The organism is Streptomyces sp. WMMB 714 (assembly GCF_900090125.1).
GTDB classification, from domain to species: domain Bacteria; phylum Actinomycetota; class Actinomycetes; order Streptomycetales; family Streptomycetaceae; genus Streptomyces; species Streptomyces daqingensis.
On the sequence record NZ_FMHJ01000001.1, the window covers coordinates 119122 to 140439 of the forward strand.

General features: G+C 72.2%; 15 protein-coding genes. 11 read left to right on the top strand and 4 right to left on the bottom strand.

Annotated elements, in window-relative coordinates; translation table 11 throughout:
- Nucleotides 1–59 precede the first annotated feature (59 nt).
- From H181DRAFT_RS00340 to H181DRAFT_RS00350, 3 genes are read left to right on the top strand one after another with little or no spacing between them, the layout of a single operon-like run.
- The gene (locus H181DRAFT_RS00340) at nucleotides 60–434 is read left to right on the top strand and encodes a DUF3311 domain-containing protein (protein WP_078895386.1); all 375 of its coding nucleotides are present in this window, start codon (nucleotides 60–62) and stop codon (nucleotides 432–434) included.
- On the top strand, nucleotides 431–1954 hold the full coding sequence (locus H181DRAFT_RS00345; RefSeq protein ID WP_045862120.1) for a sodium:solute symporter family protein: 1524 nt from the start codon (nucleotides 431–433) through the stop codon (nucleotides 1952–1954). Before H181DRAFT_RS00340 ends, H181DRAFT_RS00345 begins: the two co-directional genes overlap by 4 nt.
- Nucleotides 1954–3570, top strand: a complete 1617-nt coding sequence (locus tag H181DRAFT_RS00350) for an amidohydrolase (protein ID WP_052708382.1) — start codon at nucleotides 1954–1956, stop codon at nucleotides 3568–3570. The genes H181DRAFT_RS00345 and H181DRAFT_RS00350 overlap by 1 nt, the downstream gene beginning before the upstream one ends.
- A gap of 43 nt (nucleotides 3571–3613) precedes the next feature.
- Here the strand turns inward: H181DRAFT_RS00350 and H181DRAFT_RS00355 are convergent, their stop codons facing one another.
- A complete protein-coding gene (locus H181DRAFT_RS00355; RefSeq protein ID WP_045862121.1) occupies nucleotides 3614–3958 on the bottom strand; it encodes a DUF3140 domain-containing protein in 345 nt (114 codons plus the stop codon).
- Nucleotides 3955–4176, bottom strand: a complete 222-nt coding sequence (locus tag H181DRAFT_RS00360) for a hypervirulence associated TUDOR domain-containing protein (protein ID WP_045862122.1) — start codon at nucleotides 4174–4176, stop codon at nucleotides 3955–3957. Before H181DRAFT_RS00360 ends, H181DRAFT_RS00355 begins: the two co-directional genes overlap by 4 nt.
- A gap of 693 nt (nucleotides 4177–4869) precedes the next feature.
- Between H181DRAFT_RS00360 and H181DRAFT_RS00365 the strand changes: the two genes are divergently transcribed.
- Both H181DRAFT_RS00365 and H181DRAFT_RS00370 read left to right on the top strand, forming a co-directional pair.
- On the top strand, nucleotides 4870–7407 hold the full coding sequence (locus tag H181DRAFT_RS00365; RefSeq protein WP_045862123.1) for an ATP-binding protein: 2538 nt from the start codon (nucleotides 4870–4872) through the stop codon (nucleotides 7405–7407).
- Nucleotides 7408–7512: 105 nt separating this feature from the next.
- The gene (locus tag H181DRAFT_RS00370) at nucleotides 7513–8319 is read left to right on the top strand and encodes a thioesterase family protein (RefSeq protein ID WP_045862124.1); all 807 of its coding nucleotides are present in this window, start codon (nucleotides 7513–7515) and stop codon (nucleotides 8317–8319) included.
- Nucleotides 8320–8332: 13 nt separating this feature from the next.
- On the opposite strand, the gene H181DRAFT_RS00375 is transcribed toward H181DRAFT_RS00370, so the two are convergent.
- Nucleotides 8333–10855, bottom strand: a complete 2523-nt coding sequence (locus H181DRAFT_RS00375; RefSeq protein WP_199810790.1) for a beta-galactosidase — start codon at nucleotides 10853–10855, stop codon at nucleotides 8333–8335.
- Between the two features lie 147 nt (nucleotides 10856–11002).
- Between H181DRAFT_RS00375 and H181DRAFT_RS00380 the strand changes: the two genes are divergently transcribed.
- From H181DRAFT_RS00380 to H181DRAFT_RS00400, 5 genes are all read left to right on the top strand, one after another.
- Nucleotides 11003–12043 (top strand): LacI family DNA-binding transcriptional regulator, encoded by a 1041-nt coding sequence (locus H181DRAFT_RS00380; RefSeq protein WP_045862125.1) that lies wholly within the window; start codon nucleotides 11003–11005, stop codon nucleotides 12041–12043.
- A 126-nt stretch (nucleotides 12044–12169) separates the two neighbouring features.
- Nucleotides 12170–13840, top strand: coding sequence for an ABC transporter substrate-binding protein (locus tag H181DRAFT_RS00385; RefSeq protein WP_045862126.1), 1671 nt, complete (start codon nucleotides 12170–12172; stop codon nucleotides 13838–13840).
- A 5-nt stretch (nucleotides 13841–13845) separates the two neighbouring features.
- Nucleotides 13846–14841: an ABC transporter permease gene (locus H181DRAFT_RS00390; RefSeq protein ID WP_045862127.1), complete on the top strand. Its 996-nt coding sequence runs from the start codon at nucleotides 13846–13848 to the stop codon at nucleotides 14839–14841.
- On the top strand, nucleotides 14838–15779 hold the full coding sequence (locus H181DRAFT_RS00395; RefSeq protein ID WP_078895387.1) for an ABC transporter permease: 942 nt from the start codon (nucleotides 14838–14840) through the stop codon (nucleotides 15777–15779). Before H181DRAFT_RS00390 ends, H181DRAFT_RS00395 begins: the two co-directional genes overlap by 4 nt.
- 1 nt (nucleotide 15780) lies before the next feature.
- Nucleotides 15781–17751, top strand: coding sequence for an ABC transporter ATP-binding protein (locus tag H181DRAFT_RS00400; RefSeq protein WP_074467649.1), 1971 nt, complete (start codon nucleotides 15781–15783; stop codon nucleotides 17749–17751).
- A gap of 200 nt (nucleotides 17752–17951) precedes the next feature.
- Here H181DRAFT_RS00400 and H181DRAFT_RS00405 read toward each other — a convergent pair whose 3' ends face one another.
- On the bottom strand, nucleotides 17952–19484 hold the full coding sequence (locus H181DRAFT_RS00405) for an alpha-amylase family glycosyl hydrolase (protein ID WP_052708383.1): 1533 nt from the start codon (nucleotides 19482–19484) through the stop codon (nucleotides 17952–17954).
- Between the two features lie 179 nt (nucleotides 19485–19663).
- On the opposite strand from H181DRAFT_RS00405, the gene H181DRAFT_RS00410 reads away from it, so the two are divergent.
- On the top strand, nucleotides 19664–21280 hold the full coding sequence (locus H181DRAFT_RS00410; protein ID WP_107068652.1) for a phosphodiester glycosidase family protein: 1617 nt from the start codon (nucleotides 19664–19666) through the stop codon (nucleotides 21278–21280).
- The last annotated feature ends 38 nt before the right edge of the window (nucleotides 21281–21318 follow it).

Genomic DNA, 21318 nt, shown 5'->3' on the forward strand with positions numbered 1-21318 from the left:
GCACGGAAGCACAGCGCACGAGCACCGAGCACCGAGCACCGAGCACATCAAGGAGCCACATGTCCGAGAGCCCCTCTCAGGGCGGGCAGGAGTCCCCGCCGCTCCCGCAGGAGCCAGGTTCGTCCTCCTTCGACGCGCTGCCCACGGTGGCGCCGCGCCGGCGGATGCTGTGGCTGCTGCTGGTGCCCGCCGTGCTGTACTGCGCGGCGCCCCTGGTGGCCAACAGCATCGAGCCGCGCATCCTGGGCGTGCCGTTCCTGCTGGCGTGGATCATCGCCGCGACGGTGATCTCCCCGCTCGTCATCTGGGCCGTCGCGCGGCTCGATCCTGCCTACCGGACGGGGGCGATCGAGCCGGTCCCGGTCGACGACCACCCGCTCGGCGGGGACGCGGGCGGCCAGGACGGCGCCGAGGGCGAAGGGGGTGCGCGATGAGCTCCTCCGCGACGATCGCGACGTCGATATTCGCGGTGGCGATGATCGCCACCATCGCCGTGGGGCTGCTGAGTGCCCGCGGCCGGGACAAGGGGCTCGCCGAGTGGTCGGTCTCCAGCCGCGGCCTGGGCGTGCTGTTCATCTGGCTGCTGATGGCGGGCGAGACCTACACCAGCTTCTCGTTCCTGGGGACCGCGGGGTGGTCGTTCTCCTTCGGGGTTCCGATCCTCTATCTGGTGGCGTATCTGACCACCGGCTTCGCCGTGGCGTACGTGGTGGGGCCCGCGCTGTGGACGTACGCGAGCCGGCACCGCCTGATCTCCATCGCGGACATGGCCGAACACCGCTTCCGTTCCCGGCCGTTGGGGATTCTCGTCGCCGTCGTGGCGACCGTCTTCATCGTCCCCTACATCCAGGTGCAGATTCAGGGCATGGGCCTCGTGGTCAACGCCATGACGTACGGGAGCGTCGACCTGCGGGTCGCCGCGGTGATCTCCTTCGTGGTCGCGGAGGTCTTCATCCTGGTCTCGGGGCTGCGCGGTTCGGCGTGGGTGAGCGCGCTCAAAGACGTCCTGGTGATCGCGGCCGTGGCGTTCCTCGCGGTGTACGTGCCCATGCATTACGTGGACGGCGTCGGCGACTTCATGCAGCGGATGGTCTCCGAGAAGCCGGAGTGGCTGACCTTCCCGGGCCACGACTCGGGCGGCCTGGACGGCACGTGGTTCATCAGCACCCTGCTGCTGAACGCGGTGACCATCACGATCTTCCCGACGACGGTGGCCGGATACCTCAGCGCCAAGTCACCGAACGCGCTGCGCCGCAACGCGCTTCTGCTGCCGTGGTACCAGCTGCTGCTGTTCATCCCGATGATGGTCGGGGCGACGGCGCTGTTCGTGATCCCGAACCTCGACAATCCCGACCTGGCGCTGTTCTCCCTCGTCACCGAGTCGCTGCCGGCACCGCTCGTGGCCGTGATCGGCGTGGCCGGGGCGCTCTCGGCGATCGTGCCGATGAGTGTGTTCATGCTGTCCATCGGCACGCTGTGGGGCCGGACGCTGCTGGGCGGCGGAAACGGCGCGGACCCCCGCAGCCGCCGCACGGGCCGAGCCCCCGCCGACGACGTGCGGACGAAGCGGCTCTCGCAGCTCGTCTGCCTCCTGGCCGGCCTGGTGGCCCTCGCGGGGGCGCTGTTCTTCCCCAACACCCTCGTGGAGCTGTCGGTCCTGTCCTACGAGGGCCTCGCCCAGCTGGTGCCCGCGGTCCTGCTGGGGCTGTACTGGCGACGGATGACCACTCTCGCCGCGGGTGCCGGAACCCTCGTCGGCCTCGCGGTCATGACCGCGCTGTGGGCTTCGGGCAACGACCCGTGGAACGGCGTCAACGGCGGCATCATCGCTCTCGGCGCCAACCTCGCGGTCGCCTGCGCTGTCTCGCGGCTGCGGCCCGGGACCGGCCGCCCGGCCGCGGCGGCGCCGGCCAAGGGCGGGGCCACCGCCTCGACATCCGGGGAGACTTCGTGATGGACGAGACCACGCCCGTGCTCTACCGGGCCGCCCGCATCGTCGCTCAGGGGCACGCGGGAAGCGAGCCGGAGGCCCTGGCCGTCGCGGACGGGCGGATACGGGCCACCGGGTCCGTGTCCGCCCTGCGTGACCGCTTCCCCGGCGCGCGGGAAGTCGACTTCGGCGACGCGTGCATCGTGCCGGGCCTCAACGACGCCCACATCCATCTCGCCATAGCCGCCGAGGACATGCTGCATCTGGACCTGTCCGCCGACGCGGTGGCGGACGTGCCGGACCTGCTGGCCCAGATCCGCCGCGAAGCCACGCAGGCGGCGCCCGGCGAGTGGATACGGGGCAGCCGCTACGACGACACCAAGACAGGCCCGCTCTCCCGCCGGGAGCTCGACGCGGCCGCTCCGGACCATCCCGTCCTCGTGGTGCAGGTCGCCGGGCACTGGGGCGTCGCCAACTCCGCCGCGCTGAGGGCCCTGCACATCGACGAGGACTCGGCTCCCCCCGAGGGCGGCGAGTTCGGGCGCTCGTCCGACGGACGGCTCGACGGGCGGCTCATCGAGCGCGCCTTGATGAACGTCGTGTATCCGGCGACCGCGCGGGGCAACCCCTCGCCCCTGCAGCCCAGTTCGCCCCAGGACAAGCTGAGGGGCCTGGCGCGCGCGCAGCGGTCGTGGCACGCGGCCGGACTCACTTCCGTGTGCGACGCGCTGATCGCGCCGCAGGACACCGATCTGCTGCACCAGGCCCGTCGGAGCGGCCAACTGACCCTCCGCGTGGGGATGCTGCTGTCCATCGACCACTACGGCGCCGCCCGCGCGCTCGGTCTCGGCAGCGGCTTCGGCGACGACATGCTGCGGCTGGTCGGCGTCAAGGCGTTCGTCGACGGGGCGATCGGGGGACGCACCTGCCTGCTCGACGAGCCGTTCGCGGACTCCGGCGGGTACGGGCTGCAGACCACCCCCACCGAGGAGTTGGCGCGGCAGGTCCACACCGTGCACGCCGACGGCAACCGCATCGGCGTGCACGCCAACGGCGACGCCGCGATCCGTCTCGTCCTCGACGCCATGGAGGACGCCCAACGCCGCACCCCCCGCCCGGAGTTGCGGCACAGGATCGAGCACTGCAGCGTGATCGACGCGGACATCGTCGAGCGGATGCGCGCCCTGCGGGCCATCGCCGTGCCCTTCGCCGGGTACGTCGGCTACCACGGAGGCTCGCTGAACCGCTGGTACGGCCCGGAGCGTACGGAACGCATGTTCGCGCACCGGGCCTTCCTGGACGCGGGGGTCTGCGTCGCGGGCTCCTCCGACTATCCGTGCGGCCCGTATCAGCCGCTCCGCGGCATCCAGTCGATGGTCACCCGGGAGGGCATGGACGACGGCGTCCCGGTCGGTCCCTCCCAACGGGTCACGCCGGGCGAGGCGTTGAGCGTCTTCACGCTCGGCTCGGCCGAAGCCGAAGGCACCGACGACCGCAAGGGGAGGCTGGTCCCGGGATACCTCGCCGACTTCACCGTGCTGGGAGAGGACCCGCTCACGGCGGACCCGCACAGCATCGCCTCGATCCCCGTCCGGGCGACCTACGTCGGCGGCGAAAGCGTCTACGAAGCGGAGGCGTAGACAGACAGCGGAGGCGTAGACAGACAGCGAAGGGGCCCGGCCGTCAACGCTGAGGGTCGTGGCCCCAGTTCATCAGCGAGTAGCGCCACCGCGAGCCGCCGGCGTCTCCCGCGGGCGGCTGGCCCAGGTGCCTGCGCACATAGCCGACGACCTTCCGCATATGGGCGAGGTCGTCGTCGCTGAGCGAGCTCCGGTCGGTGCGCAGCAGCTCGACGATGCGCCGCCCGGAGGCGTGGCCGGTGCTCTCCTCCCCTTCCTTGTGCTGCCCGACGCTCCACGACTCGTCCGTCGCCAGCCACCCCTCGAGTTCGCCGGCGCTCATGTTGACCGCGTCGTCGAAGTCGGCCAGGACCTCGTCCCGTTCGGTGCCGGTCCGGTGCGCGCTCATGAGGAGCGGCCCTTCCTCCCGAGCGATTCCGGTTTGTGGACCGCGGTGTTCCCGGACTTCTCGCTCTCCACTTCGTACTGCGGTTCCTCCGGGGAGGCGTCGACGGTCCTGCCGCCTGCCCGGGTGCGCCGTGTCAGCCTTCTCCTCACCGTTCCGACGGCTGTGCTGCCGTGGCTCCTCCAGCTGACACGGTCGCCCTTGCGGAGCTTCTTCGCCATGGCGGTCGCCCCCTTCTGCGGTGCGGACGGTGCGCCGCCCGGGTGTCCTCGCGGCAGCCGCGTATGCCCGGCACCTTCGAACCGCCAAGCCGCAGGCGGTGCGGCGTCCCGTTCCAGGTGGGGCCCTTCGTAAGGGCGTGTGCCGCTCGCCGTGACAGCGGGCGGTGAGCGGACGTGCCGGAAGGTGAGCGTCGCGGAGCCGGACGGGCGGGAAGGCGGGTGCCGCCCGTCCGGAGACGGCGCGGCGCGAGGCCCCGCGCACGCCCGGGGAAGAGCGGAAGCGCCACGTCAAGATGTGTGGAGGGGACTTGTCGAAGTTCGCACGAAGTGGCCATCGCGTGACCGCGCGGTGGTAGTGCTGTGTCTGTGATCTGCGGCTTCGGTGTGCACCGGGCTCTCACCGCGGCGTCCGGGCCCCAGCGGTCCGGGAGCCTCCGCGCGGGCGGGCGCGCGTGACCGGGCGCCGCGGACTCGGATGACCTCGACTGAACAGGAAGACGGACAGGACCAGCCGGAAGACTGCCAGGGCGAGGGCATCGCTGGTGTGCGCCGGAGCGTGCTCCCCCTCCGACGGGGGCCGCTCCGCCGGAATCGACCGTGAGCATGGCCGCTGACCAGCGCCGGGGCCGCGAGGCCCGCAGCGCTCAGCCCGAGGCGTAGGGGGCAGTACCGGTGTGGAATCGCGCAGCTTCGGTGGAGTACGCGGGACGGGTGGGCGTGGGCTGTGTCGTCGCACCCGGAGTCATCCTCACCGCCCGCCGCATGGTGGAGCCCGCCTCGACGGAATCAGTGGGTGAACCGCGGATCGTCCGCGTCCTCAGCACCGGCGGCCCCGGCCCGCGCGCCGAGGCCGAAGTGGCCTGGCGGCGCGGTGAGGCGGCTCTGCTGCGCTGCCGCCCCAGAGACCTGGGCCAGGAGTTCACACCCGTGCGGTGGGGTGAGATGACCTGCACCGATCCCGTCGCGCCGCCGCAGTGTTCGGCCCTGGGGCTGGCGCCGAACGGCATGCGCTCCATCGAGTCGGGCGCGCGCCGGGACGAGCAGGCCGGATGGCCGGACGCGGGCGGGCCCGAGCCGCTGAAGGCGCCGGTCCACGTCGACATGGACACCGTGGCCAACGCCTCCCCCGCCTACGGGCTGCACCTCGCGCTGCGGCCCTCCCAGCACCTGGACAGCCAGGCGTACTCGCCGTGGCAGGGGATGTCCGGGGCCGCCGTCTTCTGCGCCGACCTGCTGATGGGCATGGTGGCCCACGCTCCGGGCGCGGGCCTGCACAGCCGCGTCGAGGCCGTGCCCGCACGGCAGTTGCTGGAGGACCGAGGCTTCTGCGACATCATCGAGGAGGCCTGCGGAAGCCGGCCGCGCCTGGAGGCGGCGGACCTCGACGGACTCTTCGACAGCCTCCCCCAACCGGCCGCCGCGGCCTCCTACTTGCTGGACCCGCGTTCCGAAGTCGTCGACTTCATCGGGCTCGACACCGAGATCAACACGCTCACCGACTGGTGCCACACGCGTGAGGGCGTGAGCGTCGCCGCCGTCGAAGGCCCTGCCGGTGTCGGGAAGAGCCGCCTGGGCGCGGAGCTGGCGCGCCGCCTGAGCGAGCGCCGGCCCGAGGCCGAGCACCAGCCGGGAAGCGCGGACATCCCGTGGACCGCGGGGTTCCTGTCCGGGACACCGGCCCAGCAGCCGCCGCCCTACGGCATGTTCCGGCAGCTGACGAGACCGGCGCTGATCATCGTCGACGAGGCGGAGACACGGCTCAAGCAGGTCGACGAGCTCCTCTCCGTCCTCGCCGCGCACGAGCGTCCGCAGCACCGCATCCGCGTTCTGCTCCTGACCCGTTCGACGCGCAGCTGGTGGCACAAGCTGCAGGACCACTACCGCGGGCTCGTACTGGACCCGCCGGTACGTCTCGGCTCCGACGCCCTCTACCGGCACCACACCGCCGCGCAGATCCAGGAACTCGCCGAGATCGACTTCAGCAAACGGATCCTCACCCTGCACCGGGCGGGCACGCCCGACGACTGGGACGCGTACCAGGCAGCCGACCAGCGCGCGTCGGCCGCCGCGCACACTCCTCCGGCGCAGACGGCGACCGTCACCAAGAGCGCACCCCCGCACATCCTCACGCTGCACATGGACGCGCTCACCAGCGTCCTGCTCAACTCCCCCGGCGAGCTGACCGATTCGCTGCCCGCGACGCTGACCCTCCTCGAACACGAGACCACCTACCTCAAGCGCGGCGCCGCCAAGCAGGGCCTCCCCCACGCCCACCCCCACCTTCTCCAGGCGCTGATCGCGCTGCAGGCGATGGCGGGCGCCGGCACCGAGGAGGAGACCACGGCGCTGATCCAGACCGCGTGGCAGTTCCACCACCGCCCCCACCCCGCGCCGCTGGACGAGCACACTCTCCACAAGCTGCACCGGACCCTGCGCGAGTGCCACCCCCCGCTGGACGGAGGCAGTTGCGGCGGCACCGGGCCGCACGCGCTGACCAGCGCGCTCATCGAGCGCCTGGAGAAGGACACCGGCACCTTCCTCCACCACGCTCTGACGTCCTCGCACATCACCGCCGGACAGCGCCAGCGCAGCCTCACCGCGATCGCCCACGCCCTCACTACCCACACCGGTCTCGCCCCCCACGTCGCGCACACCATCGCCGTCAACTCCGGGCTCCTTGCCGTCCCCGCCACCCACATCGCCGAGCACCTCCCAGAGAACACGCGGGAGAAGTGGCTGAAGACGCTGCACGCCGCCGCAGCGCAGCGGCAGCGGGAGGTCCAGGAGCGGCAGCGTGAGGCCGAAGCCCGCAGGCAGGCCGAGGCGCAGCAGCGGGCCGCGCGCGAGGCGGCTGCCGCACGGGTCCGGACGATCGTCGCCACGCCGGGCGAGCCGCTCGTGCTCAGCCGGACGGCCGTGCGGGCGGACGGCACGGTGCGCCCCTCGGCCCCCGCTCCCGCCGCTGCCGTGAACGGCGGCGGGCAGGGCCAGTCCGCCGTGCGGGAGCGGGTCGTCTCGAACGGCACGCCGGGGCGGCCTTCCGCCCCCGCGCAGCCGGCTCCCACGCCGCAGGGGACGACCGGTCCGCCGCCGGCCCCCTCCGGGCAGGCCCCGCGACGGCGGCGCCGCAGGAGTCTGCGGGACCCCAGCATCCCGGCGCTGTTCGTCATGATCACCGTGCCGCTGGCCATCCTCGTGACCGTCGTGTGGGCCACTCTCCAGCGCACCTGAGCGGGCCCGGCCCGGAGCCCGCCGGGCGGCGGTGCGGATGCGGTGCGGCGCCGAACGCCCCGCCCCCGTAGGGTGATTCGCGTCGCCGGGAGCGGGAGAGCAGCAGTGGATGTGCGGGAGAGCAGCGCCGAGGCCTTCTTCGAGCAGGACGGGCGGGCGCGGTACGTGCCCAGCGGTTACACCCGCGGTCCCTGGGCCGCGGACAGCCAGCACGCCGGTCCCCCCGCGGCGCTGCTCGGACGGGCCGTGCTGCGGCGTGAGGGCGCCCGCGAGGACATGCTTCTGGCCCGGATCACGTTCGAGATCACCAGACCCGTCCCCCTGAAGCCGCTGGAGGTGGCCACCCGGGTCCTGCGGGAGGGGCGCAGCGTGGAGCTGGTCGAGGCGACCCTGACGCCGGAGGGCGGGCAGGAAGTCATGCGGGCGAGGGCGTTGCGCATCCGGACCGAGCCGGACTCGGTGCCCGAGGTGGTCGGCGGGCCCGTGGTCGCGCCGCCGGAGAGTTGTGCAGCACAGCCGTTCTTCGACGTGCCGTGGGAGAAGGGCTACCACACGGGCATGGAGTTCCGCTTCGCTTCGGGCTCGTTCCGCGAGCAGGGGGCGGCGGCGTGCTGGCTGCGGATGGGGGTGCCGCTGGTGGCCGGCGAGGAGGCCGCTCCCCTGGACAGGGTGCTGATCGCCGCGGATTCGGGGAACGGGGTGAGCAACGTGCTGGACTTCTCGCGGCACGTGTTCGTCAACCCGGACCTGACGGTCCATCTGCACCGCTATCCGTGCGGCGAGTGGGTGTGCGTCGACGCCGCGACCAGCGTCGACGGAGCCGGGGTGGGCATGGCGGAGTCCGCGCTCCACGACGAGCGCGGCCCCATGGGGCGGGGCGTGCAGAGCCTGTTCGTCTCGGCACGCCCCTGAACCGCCCCTCGGGTCACACGAGCCGGATGCGCAGCGCGCTGTCCGGGCTGCCGCCGGGCCAGCTGACCAGCTGCCCCTCCGCGGTGGACGACACTTCGGCGCCGGCGTCCGCGGTGACGCCCCTGGCGGTCTCCAACAGCGCCTGGCCCGGGCCTTCTCCGCGCCGCAGCACCACGGTGGAGCCGTCGCCCGCGCCGTCCAGTTCGGCTGTGGACCAGCGCAGCACCGCCCCGTCCAGCCGTACGTCCAGCGGCAGCATCAGGCCGCTGCGGGCCGCCAGCTGGAAGCGGAAGCCGCCTGCCACCGGCGCCTGCCCGAGCGCGGCCGTGAAGGTCTGGGCGGACGGCGCGACGTTGACGAGGTGCAGCAGCCGCTGACCGCTGCCGTCGGCGGTGGTGGTGGCGACCAGCCCCGGTGACGCCCCGTCGAGGGTGATGCGGCGGCCCACGCCGAGGCGGGCCGTCAGCCCCCGCCAGAACGTCAGATGGCAGGGGTAGTCGCAGGCCACCACGATCGCCCGGCCGCCGCCGTCGAGAGTGACCTCGACGGCGGCCGGGGAGCCGTCGGCGACGTCGAGGGCCAGCGGCTGCGACGTGCGGCCCGGGGCCGTCCGCAGCCGCTGCACGAACCCGGCCCGCACCTCCGGCTGTTCCGGGAGCCAGCCGGTCGCGCGGACGGAGGGGAAGTAGCCGACGCTGCCGTCGAGCATGGCGCCGGCGGTGAGCCCCAGCGCGTCGGCGAGGGTGGTGCAGGGCGTGCCGTCCTCCTCGTGCGTGGGGAGGAGCCCGTGCAGCAGGAGCCGTCCGCCGCCCCGTACGAAAGCGGCCAGCCGCTCCTGGACTTCGCGGCCGAGGACGGGCGGGCTGGCCAGGGCGACGGCCGGGCCTTCCGGGTCGAGGCGCGCCCCCGCCGAGTGGGGCGCGGCGGAGAGGTCGACGGCACGGAAGGAGTGGCCGCCGAGCAGCAGCGCACGGGCCAGCACGTCCCGGGCGCCCATGCCGCGGAAGCGCTCCAGTTCGCCGACCTGCCGGCGCCGCGCCTGTGCCTCCGGGTGCGCGTACTCGGTGAGGTAGTGGTCGGGTACGTAGCCGAGGACGACGTCGTCGTGTTCCTCGTCCATGGCGGCGAGGAGGTGCTCGGCGCCGGCGACGGCCCGTACGGCGCTGCGCGTCGCCTCATAGGTGCTGCTGGGGCGGCCTTCCGGGTCGAGCGGGGCGGCGAAGCCGTGGCGTTCGCCGGTGAAGGCGATGCGGTCGTTGCCGTCGCCGGCGGGTTCGTCCAGGGGCGGGTTGTGGCCGCCGGCGAAGAGGTAGTAGTTGATCAGCCGGTTGCCCTGTGCGACGCACAGCCGTGTCTTGAGCTCCGTGGCCTCCGGGGAGACCAGCCTGCTGAGGTCCTCTCCGTAGTCGCCGGTGCCCGCCTCGAACTCCAGTGAGGTCAGCGGTTGTTCGGCGTCGTGGACGGCCGCCATGAAGGCGTTCATCACGTACAGGTCGGGCACGTTCTCGACGGTCAGTTCGCCGATGTAGTGGTCCGAGCCGGACGTGGTCTGGGGGCGGCCCGCGTACGCGGCCGAGAGCTGGCTGATCGCGATGGGGAAGGTGCGGCCGCGCCCTTCGGCCGTTCCGTGCAGGTTGACCAGGAACGGCACGCCGTCGATGCCGTGTCCGCGGGCGAGGTCGCCGAGCCGGTGGACGTACTCCGCGTAGCGCTCGCGGTGGTGGAGGCCGAGTTCGTGGTGGAGGGCGAGTTGCTGCGCCTCGGTTCCGCCGGGCGTTCCGCCGCCGCGCCACCACGACGCCCACGCCGCCGCGTCGCCGGGGTCGGCGCCGTACCGGGCCAGGGCGCCCTGCCTGCCGAGGCGCCGTTCGGCGCGCGAGGCGAGGGCGGCGAGTGAACTGTCCGTCAGCTCCGGGGTGTTGGTGACCCAGGAGAGCATGCCCACCTCGTTGTCCAGCTGCACCGCGGCGACGGGGCCGCCCCTGGTGGTGAGGTGTCCGGCGAGGACGGGCATGACGGCGGCGTACCAGCGCTCGACATGGCCGAGGTAGCCCGGATCGAGGTAGTCGAGGGTCTCGGTGGGGCCCCGTTCGCCGTCCCAGCCGAGCGGGCGGGCCCCGGGATGCTCGCGGTAGACGCGGAAGGGGATCCCCTCGTTCTTCAGCTCCGCCATGATGAACGGCCCGGGCCGCGCGATCACCGACAGGCCCTTCGCGGCGGCGAGTTCGAGGAACCCGACGAGGTCCCGGTACTCGCTGGTGCTGCCGTCCAGATCGATTTCGCCGGTTGGCGTCTCGTGCACCAGCCACGGGATGTAGGTTGCCACCGCGGTGCATCCGGCGGCGGCCAGCTTCTCCAGCCGGTCGGCCCAGTCGCTGCGTCGCAGGCGGAAGTAGTGGACCTCCCCCGCCATCAGGATTCTCGGCACCCCGTCGACGAGGAGCCGGCGGCTCTCCAGCCGCACCTCCCCGGCCGGCGGCCTTTCGGCCTGCTCGGGGCGGGCGGTGCGGCGGCCTGCGGTCTGTGGTGTGGTCACGAAAGGGTCCTCACCGTGGTCCGGTTCGAAACGGGTGGTCGCGCCGGGGGCGTGTACTCGGGTCTTGCCACTGCGGAAGGGATCTGCTTAGGTTCCTGAAACCGGTCTCAAGAAACCGGTTTCAGGAACCTATCCGGAGCTTCTCTGATGAGCAACAGCCGCGTGAACGTTCGTTGGGTGGCCGAGCAGGCCGGCGTGTCACCCGCCACCGTCTCGCGCGTCTCGCGCGGATCGGCCCAAGTCTCGCCCGAGCTCCGCGAGCGGGTCATGCGGGTCATCGAGGAACACGGTTACCGGCCCAACCACTTCGGACGGGCGCTGGCCGAGAAGCGGCACGGCTCGCTGGGCCTCGTCTTCCCCGGGCTGTCGGGCCCGTACTTCTCGGAGCTGATCCAGGGCTTCGAGTCGGAGGCTCTGGAGACCGGAGACCAGGTGCTGCTGCTCTCCTCGCACTACCGCTCCGACACCGACGCGAAGGTCCTCGACCTCGCGGGCAGGGTCGACGGCATGGCCATCCACGCAGGGACGGTCTCCGAGGCGATGATCGAACGCGTCTCCCAGACGATCCGCGTGGTGGTGATGGCCCACAAGGCGGGCCCGGCCCACGCGTCCGTGAGCACGGACAGCGGCACCGTGGGCACCCTGACCCGGCACCTCCTCGTCGAACACGGCTACCGCAGGCTCGCGTTCGTCGGCACCCCCGAGGGGTCGCCCGACGTGACGGCGCGCTGGGAGGCGTTCCTCGCCGCCCACGCCGAGACGGGCGCGCAGCCGCCGGCCGGGCCCACGCTCGTCGGTCTCGCGCAGGCCGACGGCGCCATCGCCGCGCAGAAGCTCCTCGACTCGGAGGAGGAACCTCCGGACGCCGTGGTCTGCGCCAACGACGAGACGGCCCTCGGCCTGATCCTCGGCGCGCTCGGCCGCGGCCTGCGCGTACCGGAGGACATCGCCGTCACCGGCTTCGACGACATGCCCATGGCGGCGCTCGTCCAGCCGGGCCTGACGACGGTGCGGCAACCGGTGCGCGAACTGGCAACGGCCACCGCCCGGTTGCTGCACGCTCCGCTCACGCAGCGGGACGGCGACACCCTCCTGAAGACGGACGTGGTGCTGCGCGGATCGTGCGGCTGCCCGGACGGGCCTTCCGGCGAGACCGGCCGGGACGCCATCACCGGCGGTGACAGCTGAACTGCCTCTGCCACGAAGGGGGGACCGGGCGCCGCCGCCGACGGGCGGGCCCCCGGCACGCACGTGACCGATCACAACAGCCGGCGCATCCCAACCCGCCGGTGGCACCGATGGAGGTACTCGACGATGAGTCGACCACGGAGCACGTCCACCGTCCTCGTGACGGGCACCGCAGTTGTCAGCCTGCTGCTCTCAGGCTGTACGGGCACCGAGGGAACGGGGGAATCGACCGGCGCCGGCGGCAGGATCGACTACCTCAACTTCGGCGACTTCGGCGGCGGCGCCGCACCGAAACCGAACTACAACCCGTTCCTCGACGCGGTGAAGCTCAGCTCGACCGGCTACATCTTCGAGCGCCTCTACATAGTCGAGGGCAACAGCTGCAAGGAGAAGCCGTGGCTCGCCAGCGCCTACGAGTGGGAGAACCCCGAGACGCTGGTCTTCGACATCCGCCCGAAGGTGAAGTGGAACGACGGCAGGCCTTTCTCCGCTGAGGACGTCGCCTTCACCTTCGACATGATCAAGAAGCACCCGGCCCTGGACACCAAGGGCGCCTGGGCGAACCTGAAGTCGGTCGACGCCCAGGGCCAGAAGGTCGTCTTCACCTTCAAGGAGCCGGGCGCCTCCTCCTTCACCGCCATCAACGAAGTACCCATCGTCCCCGAGCACATCTGGTCCAAGGTGAAGGACCCCACGACCTTCACCAACGCGAAGGACCCCGTCGGCACGGGCCCGATGAAGATGAAGTCCTTCAGCCCGAAGCAGCTGGTGACCGAGCGCAACCCCCGATACTGGCAGGCCGACAAGGTCAAGGTCAACGAGCTGCGCTTCAACAAGACCGACGCCGGCGGGCAGGTGGAGCAGCTGAAGCTCAGCCGCGGCGAGTACGACCAGCAGGGCCTGTACGTGCCGGACATCGAGAAGACGTACGTCAAGCGGGACCCGGAGCACCACAAGTACTGGTACGCGCCGGGCGGCGCCGTGAGCATCTACATGAACCTCACCAAGGCGCCCTTCAAGGACGTCCGCTTCCGCCGCGCGCTGACCAAGGCATTCGACCACCAGAAGGTCGTGAGCAAGGCGCAGCTGGGCTACGTCACGCACGCCAGCCAGAGCGGCCTCATCGTCCCCGGCCAGAAGGACTTCCTGCCCAGGAGCCTCCCGGACGAAGGCCGCATCGGCTACGACCCGAAGGCGGCGGGCGCCGCCCTCACCAAGGCCGGCTACAAGCGCGACTCGCAGGGACGGCGGCTGGGCAAGGACGGCAAGCCCATCTCGTTCAGCTTCAAGGTCCCCGGTTCGTACAACGACTGGGTGGCCTCCGCCGAGATCCTGACGGACAACATGAAGGCCCTGGGCCTCCAGGTGGACATGGAGACGCCGACGCCCACGTCGCAGGAGGAGGACCGCGCGACGGGCAACTACGACATGACGTTCGGCGTGCTGCCCGGCACCTGCAACAACTACACCAACTTCGCGGATCCGCTGAGCAGCGAGAAGACCGCCCCCATCGGTGAGAAGGCTCCCAGCAACACGGTGCGCTGGAAGGACGCGCGGACGGACGAGCTGCTGGACCGGCTGCGCCTCACGGTGGACCGCGACAAGCAGAAGCAGGCCGTGGCCGGGCTCGTCGACGTCATGATGACCGACGTGCCGGTGATCCCGATCTGGTACGGCGCGAAGTGGTTCCAGTACAAGACGACGAAGGCCGAGGGCTGGCCCGACGAGAACGACCCGTACGCGGCCGCCGGCGACAACCTCGTCTGGCTGACCCACCTCAAGCCCGCCAAGGACTGAGTGGCATGGCGTTCTTCGTCCGGCGTGCCGGCTTCTTCCTGGCGACCCTGTGGGCGGCGGTCACGCTCAACTTCCTCATCCCCCGGCTGGAGCCCGGGGACCCGGCCGAGGCGCTCCTGGCCCGGCTGAGCAGCAGGACCGAGGCGGTCGACCCCGCCCAGCTCGCAGCTGTACGGAAGTTGCTCGGCACGCCGGACGGGAACCTCCTCCAGCAGTACTGGGAGTACCTCGGTGCGCTCGCCCAGGGCCACTTCGGCGTCTCGTACACCTACTACCCGTACTCGGTGACGGACGTGATCAGCGAGGCGATGCCGTGGACCCTGGTCCTCGTCGGCGTCACCCAGGTCATCTCGTTCGCCGTGGGCACGGCGCTCGGGGCGTGGGCGGCCTACCGCCGCAACAGCAGGACCGACTCGCTGATCACCCTCGGGTCGACGTTCATCGGCACGCTGCCGTTCTTCTGGATCGGCCTGCTGCTGATCTTCGTCTTCGCCATCACCCTCAACTGGTTCCCGGAGGGCGGCGGTTACGGGGGCGGCAGTAAGCCGGGCTGGACCTGGCTGTTCTTCTCCGACGCCTTCCAGCACAGCGTGCTGCCCGCCGTGTCGCTGCTCGTCACCGGGCCCATCGGCTGGATCCTCGGGATGCGCAACAACATGGTGCAGAACCTCGGCGAGGACTACGCGCGGCTGGCCCGCGCGAAGGGCCTCCCGCGGCGTCGCATCGCCCTCACCTACGGGGCGCGCATCGCCATCCTCCCCAACGTCACGGGGTTCGCGATCGCCCTGGGCAGCATCCTCGGCGGCACGGTGCTCGTCGAGAGCATCTTCAACTACCCCGGAATGGGGCGGCTGTTGCTGGAAGCGGTCTCCAACAAGGACTTCCCGCTGATGCAGACCCTGTTCCTGTTCACCACTGTCGGCGTGCTGCTGGCGAACTTCCTCGCGGACGTCGCGTACGGATTCCTCGACCCGCGCGTCAGGCGGAAGGAGGCAGCATGACCACCGCCCCCGGCAACGCGACCGCGGCGGCGCCCGCTCCGGGCGCCGACACCGAGAGCGTGGGGATCGCGGCGCTCGACGCCGGCAAGTCGCGCCGCATGCCCGGCTGGTTCGTCATCCTGTGGCGCAACGGAAAGTGCCGCGTGGGGCTGCTGATGCTCGCGGCGTTCACGCTGGTCGCGGTCTTCGCTCCGCTCATCGCCCCGTACGACCCGCGGTTGGAGGACTTCGCGACGTCGGAGGCGCCCTCCGGCGCCCACTGGCTGGGCACGACAGCTCAGGGCGAGGACGTGTTCTCCCAGCTCGTCCACGGGGCCCGCACCTCGCTGCTGGTGGGCGTGGTCGCGGGTGTGCTGAGCACGCTGATCGCCGTGGCGGTCGGTCTCACGGCCGGCTACCTGCAGGGAGTGGTGGACGAGGTCCTGTCGTTCTTCATCAACCTCGGTCTCGTCGTGCCGGTGCTGCCCCTGATGATCACGCTGGCGGCGTACGCCCCGGTGAAGGGGCTCTGGCTGATCATCGCCGTGATCACGGTGACCGGCTGGGCGCACGGCGCGCGCATCAAGCGCGCCCAGATCATCACCCTGCGGACGCGGGACTACGTCACGGCCGCCAAGTTCGCGGGCGACAGCACCGCGCGCATCATCGCGTACGAGATCGTGCCCAACATGATGTCGCTGATCGTCGTCGGGTTCATGGGCTCCGCGCTCGGAGCGATCGGCGCGGAGGCGGGGCTGGCGTTCCTCGGTCTGGGCGACCCGCAGACCGTCAGCTGGGGCACGATGCTCAACCAGGCCAGCCTCGGCGGTGCGATGACGACCGGGCAGTGGGCGTGGGTGGTCGCGCCGGGTCTCGTGCTGGCGCTGCTGGTCACCTCCTTCACGCTCGTCAACTTCGGCGTCGACGCGCTGAGCAACCCCCATCTGAGGGAGGACTGAGATGCCCCTGCTTCAGGTGGAGGACCTCCAGGTCACCTACAGTCCCCGCGACTCGGCAGCCGTACGGGCCGTGGACCACGTCAGCTTCACCGTAGGCGAAGGCGAGTTCGTCGGCCTGCTCGGGGAGTCGGGCTGCGGCAAGTCCACGCTCGGGCACGCGGTGCTGCGCCTGCTGGAGAAGCCCGCGTCGATCACCGGCGGACGGATCAGCTTCGACGGCCTCGACGTGACGCGTCTCGACGAGGACGAGCTCCGGCCGATGCGCTGGGCCGACCTGTCCACGGTGTTCCAGTCGAGCATGAACTCGCTCAACCCGGTCATCACCGTGCGCGAGCAGTTCGCCGACGCCATCGCCGCCCACCCCGAAGTGACCGGCGGCAAGGTCGACGTCGACGAACGGGCGGGCGAGCTGCTGGAGATGGTCTCCCTCGACCGCGGAGTGCTGCGGCGCTACCCGCACGAGCTGTCCGGCGGCATGAAGCAACGCGTCGCCCTGGCCCTCGCGTTGGTGCTGCGGCCGCGCTTCGTGCTGCTCGACGAGCCGACGACCGGCCTGGACGTGGTGGTGCAGCGCGACATCCTGGACCGGCTGCGGGAGTTGCAGCGCAGACTCGGCTTCGCCGTGCTCTTCATCAGCCACGACCTGGGCACCGTCATGGAGATGGCGGACCGCGTGATGGTCATGTACGCCGGTGAGATCGTCGAGACCCGGCCCGCGGCGGACATGGTGGCGCGGCAGCTGCACCCCTACAGCGCCGGGCTGCTCGGTTCGTACGCGGACCCGCGCGACGCGGACGTCGAGGTCGCCTACACCCCGGGACGGCCTCCGGACCTGTCGCGCAGGCACGACGGCTGCCTCTTCCAGCCCCGCTGCCCCGTCGCGGTCGATGCCTGCCGGACGCGCCATCCGTCGCTCCTGCCCGTGGGGCGGGGCGAGGCCAGGTGCCTGCTGCTGGAGGGGCCGGCGGAGCGGGCCGCACACGGCGGCGGGCCGGAAGCCGGGGCAGCGGTGGGGACCGCCTCGGCCCCGGTCCCGCCGCCTGTGCGGAACGTGGCCGCCTTCTCCACGACGGCCGATCCCCGGGGACGGGAGGGCGGCGAGCCCGTCATGACCGTGAAGGCCGTCAGCAAGACCTACCGCACCAAGCGCGGCCTCGGCTTCACCTCGACCCGCGCCGTGCGGAACGTGTCGTTCACGCTGCGCCCCGGGCGGGTCAGCGCGCTGGTCGGCCAGAGCGGGTCGGGGAAGTCGACGATCGCCCGCCTGCTCACCGGGGTGGAGCGGCCCAGCCGTGGCAGCGTCCACTTCAAGGGCACCCGCGTGGACCGGCTGCGGCGCAGTGCGCTGCGCCGCTACCGCCGGCACGTCCAGCTCGTCTTCCAGGACCCGTTCTCCGCGCTCAATCCGACGCGGACCCTCGCGTACGCACTGGGCCGGCCGCTCCGCAACCACCTGGGCATGGACGGCAAGCAGGCGCGGGCGCGGGCGGCGGAGCTGCTGGAGACCGTCGGACTGAGCCCGGCGGAGCAGTACTTGGACAAGCTGCCCAGCCAGCTCTCCGGCGGGCAGCGGCAGCGCGTCGTCATCGCGAGGGCGCTGGCGCCGGAGCCGGAGGTGCTGATCGCGGACGAGCCCATCTCGATGCTGGACGTCTCCATCCGCGCCGAAATCCTGGAGCTCCTCGACACGTTGGTGCGCGACCGGGGCATCGCCATGCTCTACATCACCCACGATCTGCTCAGTGCCAGGCTCCTCGCCGACGAGGTCATGGTGCTCAACCAGGGATCGATGGTGGAGCACGGCCCCACGCTCGAGGTGATCGGCGACGCCAAGGACCCGTACACGCGCCGGCTGCTGGCCGCGATTCCCCGGCCGGGCACGTCACGCGTTCACGTGATGGCCGGGCCCCCCACCGGCACCGCGACGAGTGGCCCCGGCGGAACGGAGCAGCAGCGACCGCTCGGGAGCTGACGGGATATCAGCTGACAGGCGGGGTTGCCGCGGTGATTCCCCGGGTGGCGCACTCGATGGGGCGGTGCGTCACCCGGCTCCGCGTCGTCAGGGCACGGCCGGCCGCGGGGCGCCCGTCCCGGCACGCGGACCCGACTGCCGCCCCTGGCCGCGGACTTCTCCGCCGAACGGCCGAACGGTCCGGCTGCGCCGCCCGCGTGTCAGCGCAGCCAGGCCGTTCCGGGTGAGGGCAGCCTGCCTTGTGAGTCCAACGGGCGGCTGGAGGACAGCAGTTCACCACCCCATGTCTCCAACGGCAGCGGTTCTTCCGATGAGTTGAGCACGCAGGTGACCTGGCCGCGCCGGAAGGCGAGCACCCCGTCCGGAGCGGGCGGCCACTCCGGCCAGGGGGCCTCCCGCAGGCCCGATCGTGCACGCAGCGCACCGCGGACCCTGTTCAACGCCGAGCCGGCGTCCCCGTGCTGGGCCCGCACGCTCCGTTCGCCCCAGCCGGGCGGCTGCGGCAGCCACGGGCTGTGCAGGGCCCCCGGCGGGGAGAAGCCGTGGTGGCCCTCGCTCTCGCGGGTCCAGGGCAGCGGCACGCGTGCGCCGTCCCTGCCGCGGTCGGTGCCGCCGGAGCGCACCCACGAAGGGTCCCTCAAGTCCTCGTCGGCGAGCTCCACTTCGGGCAGGGCCAGCTCGTCACCGGCGTAGAGGTACGTCGCGCCGGGCAGGGCGAGCAGCAGCCACAGCACGGCCAGTGCGCCCTCGCTCCCCCAGCGGGACGCCGCCCGTGTGACGTCGTGGTTGCCGTGCGGCCAGGCCGGACGCCTGCCCTGCCGTGCGGCCGCCTCCAGGTACGAACGCACGGTGCAGCCCAGCGCTCCGGCGTCGAGGGGTGTGAAGACGACGTCCATGGCGAACGCCTGCTGCAGTTCGCCGGGGCGGATGTACGGCTCCCCGAGCCAGGCGGGCCCCCAGGTCTCCGCCACCCCGTACCGGGCGGGACGCTCCGCGAGGATCTCCGCGAACCGGCGGTGGATGCGGTGCACTTCGGGGCGGTCGCTGAAGGGATGGCCGTCTCCGGGGCGTCGCTCTCCCTCGGGCGCGGGAGGGTAGCCGGGTGCTTTCGCCAGGGCCCCCGCGGCGTCGAAGCGCAACCCGTCGAAGCCGCGGTCGAGCCAGAAGCGCACCGTGGCCTCGACGTCGGCGCGGACCTCGGGATGGTCCCAGTTGAGGTCGGGCTGTTCGACGTCGAAGAGGTGCAGATACCACTCGCCGTCCCCGAGCGGCTCCCATGCGGGCCCGCCGAAGAGCGACTGCCACTGGGAGGGCGGCGCGCCGTCGCGGCCGGGCGCGATGTGGTAGCGGGCGCGCATGGGGTCGCCGGGGCCGCCCGACCGGGCCTGGCGGAACCAGGGATGCTGCGCGGAGGTGTGGTTGGCGACGATGTCGCCGACGACGCGCAGCCCGCGTGCGTGCGCCTGCTCGATCAGTTCGTCCACGTCGGCCAGGGTGCCCATCGCGGGATCGACGGCCCGGTGGTCGATGACGTCGTATCCGGCGTCGGCCTCGCCACTGACGTAGAAGGGGTTGAGCCAGAGCGCGTCCACGCCCAGCTCGGCCAGATGGTCCAAGTGCCCCAGCAGGCCCCGCAGATCGCCGGTGCCGTCGCCGTCCGAGTCCGCGAAGCTGCGCAGATAGACCTGGTACACGACGGCGTCACGCCACCACGGTGCTTCTCGGGCGCTCATCTTGTGGCTCCTGCGACGTGCGGGGACGGCTGCGCACCACATCACAGCACACCGCCCCGGCGGGCAGCGCCGCCGCCCGGCATCCGGAACGCGGGCTGCCCGCGGCGCCGTCACGGACAGTATGTTCTGCGCGGCACCGCCGTTCCGCCGCCCGACCGACCTTTCTCAGTGGAGAGTCCATGGCCGCCAGTTCACGGGTCCGCACCCGCCGCACCGTCCGCCCCTTCCGCATGCGCACGGCCTTCTCGGCGGGCGCGCTGGCAGCGGTGAGCCTCGCGCTCCTCACGGCGCCGCCGGCGGACGCGGGAGGCATGGACGGGCCCGGCACACGGGTGCCCGAAGCGCTGTCGGGCTGGGACCGCCAGCGGATCGCACCCGGCGCCGACCTGTACTCCGGTCTCCTCCGGGACGGCGGGAGCGCACGCTGGACCGTGACCGTCAGCCGGGACGGCGCCCAGATCCTCAGCGCCGGACAGGCCCGGGACACATCGCGGGGCCTCCGCGAAGCGGGATTCACGCCCCGCACGGAACTCGTCGACTGGCCCCGCGGTTCCGCCGACCGGCACGGAACCCTCGGGATGCGGGTGCGCGTCGGGAGCCACGCCTCGAAGGAGGAGGCGGACGAGCAGCGCGCCGAGCTCGGCGAGGCGGGCTTCGCGGCGGCGGCGGAGTGGACGGGCGGTGACGGCGCGGGGCGCGGCGGCCGGACCCGCGTCAACGCGGCCGTGATCGATCCCCGCCGCTTCCGGGGCTCCCTCGGCAGCGACGACGGCGGCGCCGTCTCGGGCAGGGAGAAGCTCACCGCGCTCTCCTCGCGTGCGGGTGCGCTGCTCGGCGTGAACGCCGGCTTCTTCGTGATGGAGGACGAGGACGGCGTGCCCGGAGCCGCCGCCGGAGTGGCGGCACAGGACGGCCGGCTGCGGAGCGCGGCGACGAACGGCCGGATCGCTGCGGTGCTCCGCGGCGACGGGCTGCGGCCCGAACTGCACCGTCTGCGCACGGAGTTGAGCGTCGGAGCGGAGGACGCCCGAGGGGACGGTGCGGTCAGGACGGTCGACGGCGTCAACCGGCGGCCCGGCCTGATCCGCAACTGCGGCGGCGTGGGAGGGGACCGCCCGACCGAACTCCCCCGGCACGATGTGACGTGCACCGACGCGCACGAACTGGTCCTCTTCACCGCGCAGTTGGGGACGTCAACCCCTGCGGGGAAGGGCGTCGAGGCGGTGCTGGACCGTACCGGCCGCGTGCTGGAACTGCGGGCGCGCGGCGGGAAGGTGCCCGCGGGCGGCGAGGTGCTCGCGGGAACGGGAGCGGGCGCGCGCTGGCTCCGCGCGCACGCGACCCCCGGGACGGCCTTGAAGGTGCGTGAGCGCATCCTCGACGAGGACGGGCGCAGGGTACGTCTCGGCGACGGCGACGACATCGTCAACGGCGGCCCGGGGCTCGTGCGCGACGGCAGGGTCTCCGTCGACTTCGGCGCCGACGGCATCGACCGGCCGGGAGAGCCCTCGGCCGCCTACGCGTGGGGCCTCCAGCGCAATCCGCGTACCGCCCTGGGCGTGGACCGCCGGGGGAGGATCCTCCTCGTCACCGCGGAGGGCAGGCAGCCCGGCTACAGCGACGGTCTCTCGGTGACGGAGACGGCGCGGCTGATGGCCTCGCTCGGGGCGGTGCAGGCGATGAACCTGGACGGCGGTGGCTCGACGGGCATGACCCTCGACGGTGCGCTGATCACGCGGCCCTCGGACCCGGCGGGTGAACGCGCCATCGGCGACGCGCTGCTGCTGGAGCGGTGAGCACACGCCGCTCCGCGCGGCACGGCCCGCGCAGGACT

Excerpts from the sequence above, each read along its gene's own strand:
- H181DRAFT_RS00340 (WP_078895386.1), top strand. The coding sequence starts at position 60 with ATGTCCGAGAGCCCCTCTCAGGGCGGGCAGGAGTCCCCGCCGCTCCCG.
- H181DRAFT_RS00345 (WP_045862120.1), top strand. The coding sequence starts at position 431 with ATGAGCTCCTCCGCGACGATCGCGACGTCGATATTCGCGGTGGCGATG.
- H181DRAFT_RS00350 (WP_052708382.1), top strand. The coding sequence starts at position 1,954 with ATGGACGAGACCACGCCCGTGCTCTACCGGGCCGCCCGCATCGTCGCT.
- H181DRAFT_RS00355 (WP_045862121.1), bottom strand. The coding sequence starts at position 3,958 with ATGAGCGCGCACCGGACCGGCACCGAACGGGACGAGGTCCTGGCCGAC.
- H181DRAFT_RS00360 (WP_045862122.1), bottom strand. The coding sequence starts at position 4,176 with ATGGCGAAGAAGCTCCGCAAGGGCGACCGTGTCAGCTGGAGGAGCCAC.
- H181DRAFT_RS00380 (WP_045862125.1), top strand. The coding sequence starts at position 11,003 with ATGAGCAACAGCCGCGTGAACGTTCGTTGGGTGGCCGAGCAGGCCGGC.
- H181DRAFT_RS00385 (WP_045862126.1), top strand. The coding sequence starts at position 12,170 with ATGAGTCGACCACGGAGCACGTCCACCGTCCTCGTGACGGGCACCGCA.
- H181DRAFT_RS00390 (WP_045862127.1), top strand. The coding sequence starts at position 13,846 with ATGGCGTTCTTCGTCCGGCGTGCCGGCTTCTTCCTGGCGACCCTGTGG.
- H181DRAFT_RS00395 (WP_078895387.1), top strand. The coding sequence starts at position 14,838 with ATGACCACCGCCCCCGGCAACGCGACCGCGGCGGCGCCCGCTCCGGGC.
- H181DRAFT_RS00400 (WP_074467649.1), top strand. The coding sequence starts at position 15,781 with ATGCCCCTGCTTCAGGTGGAGGACCTCCAGGTCACCTACAGTCCCCGC.
- H181DRAFT_RS00405 (WP_052708383.1), bottom strand. The coding sequence starts at position 19,484 with ATGAGCGCCCGAGAAGCACCGTGGTGGCGTGACGCCGTCGTGTACCAG.
- H181DRAFT_RS00410 (WP_107068652.1), top strand. The coding sequence starts at position 19,664 with ATGGCCGCCAGTTCACGGGTCCGCACCCGCCGCACCGTCCGCCCCTTC.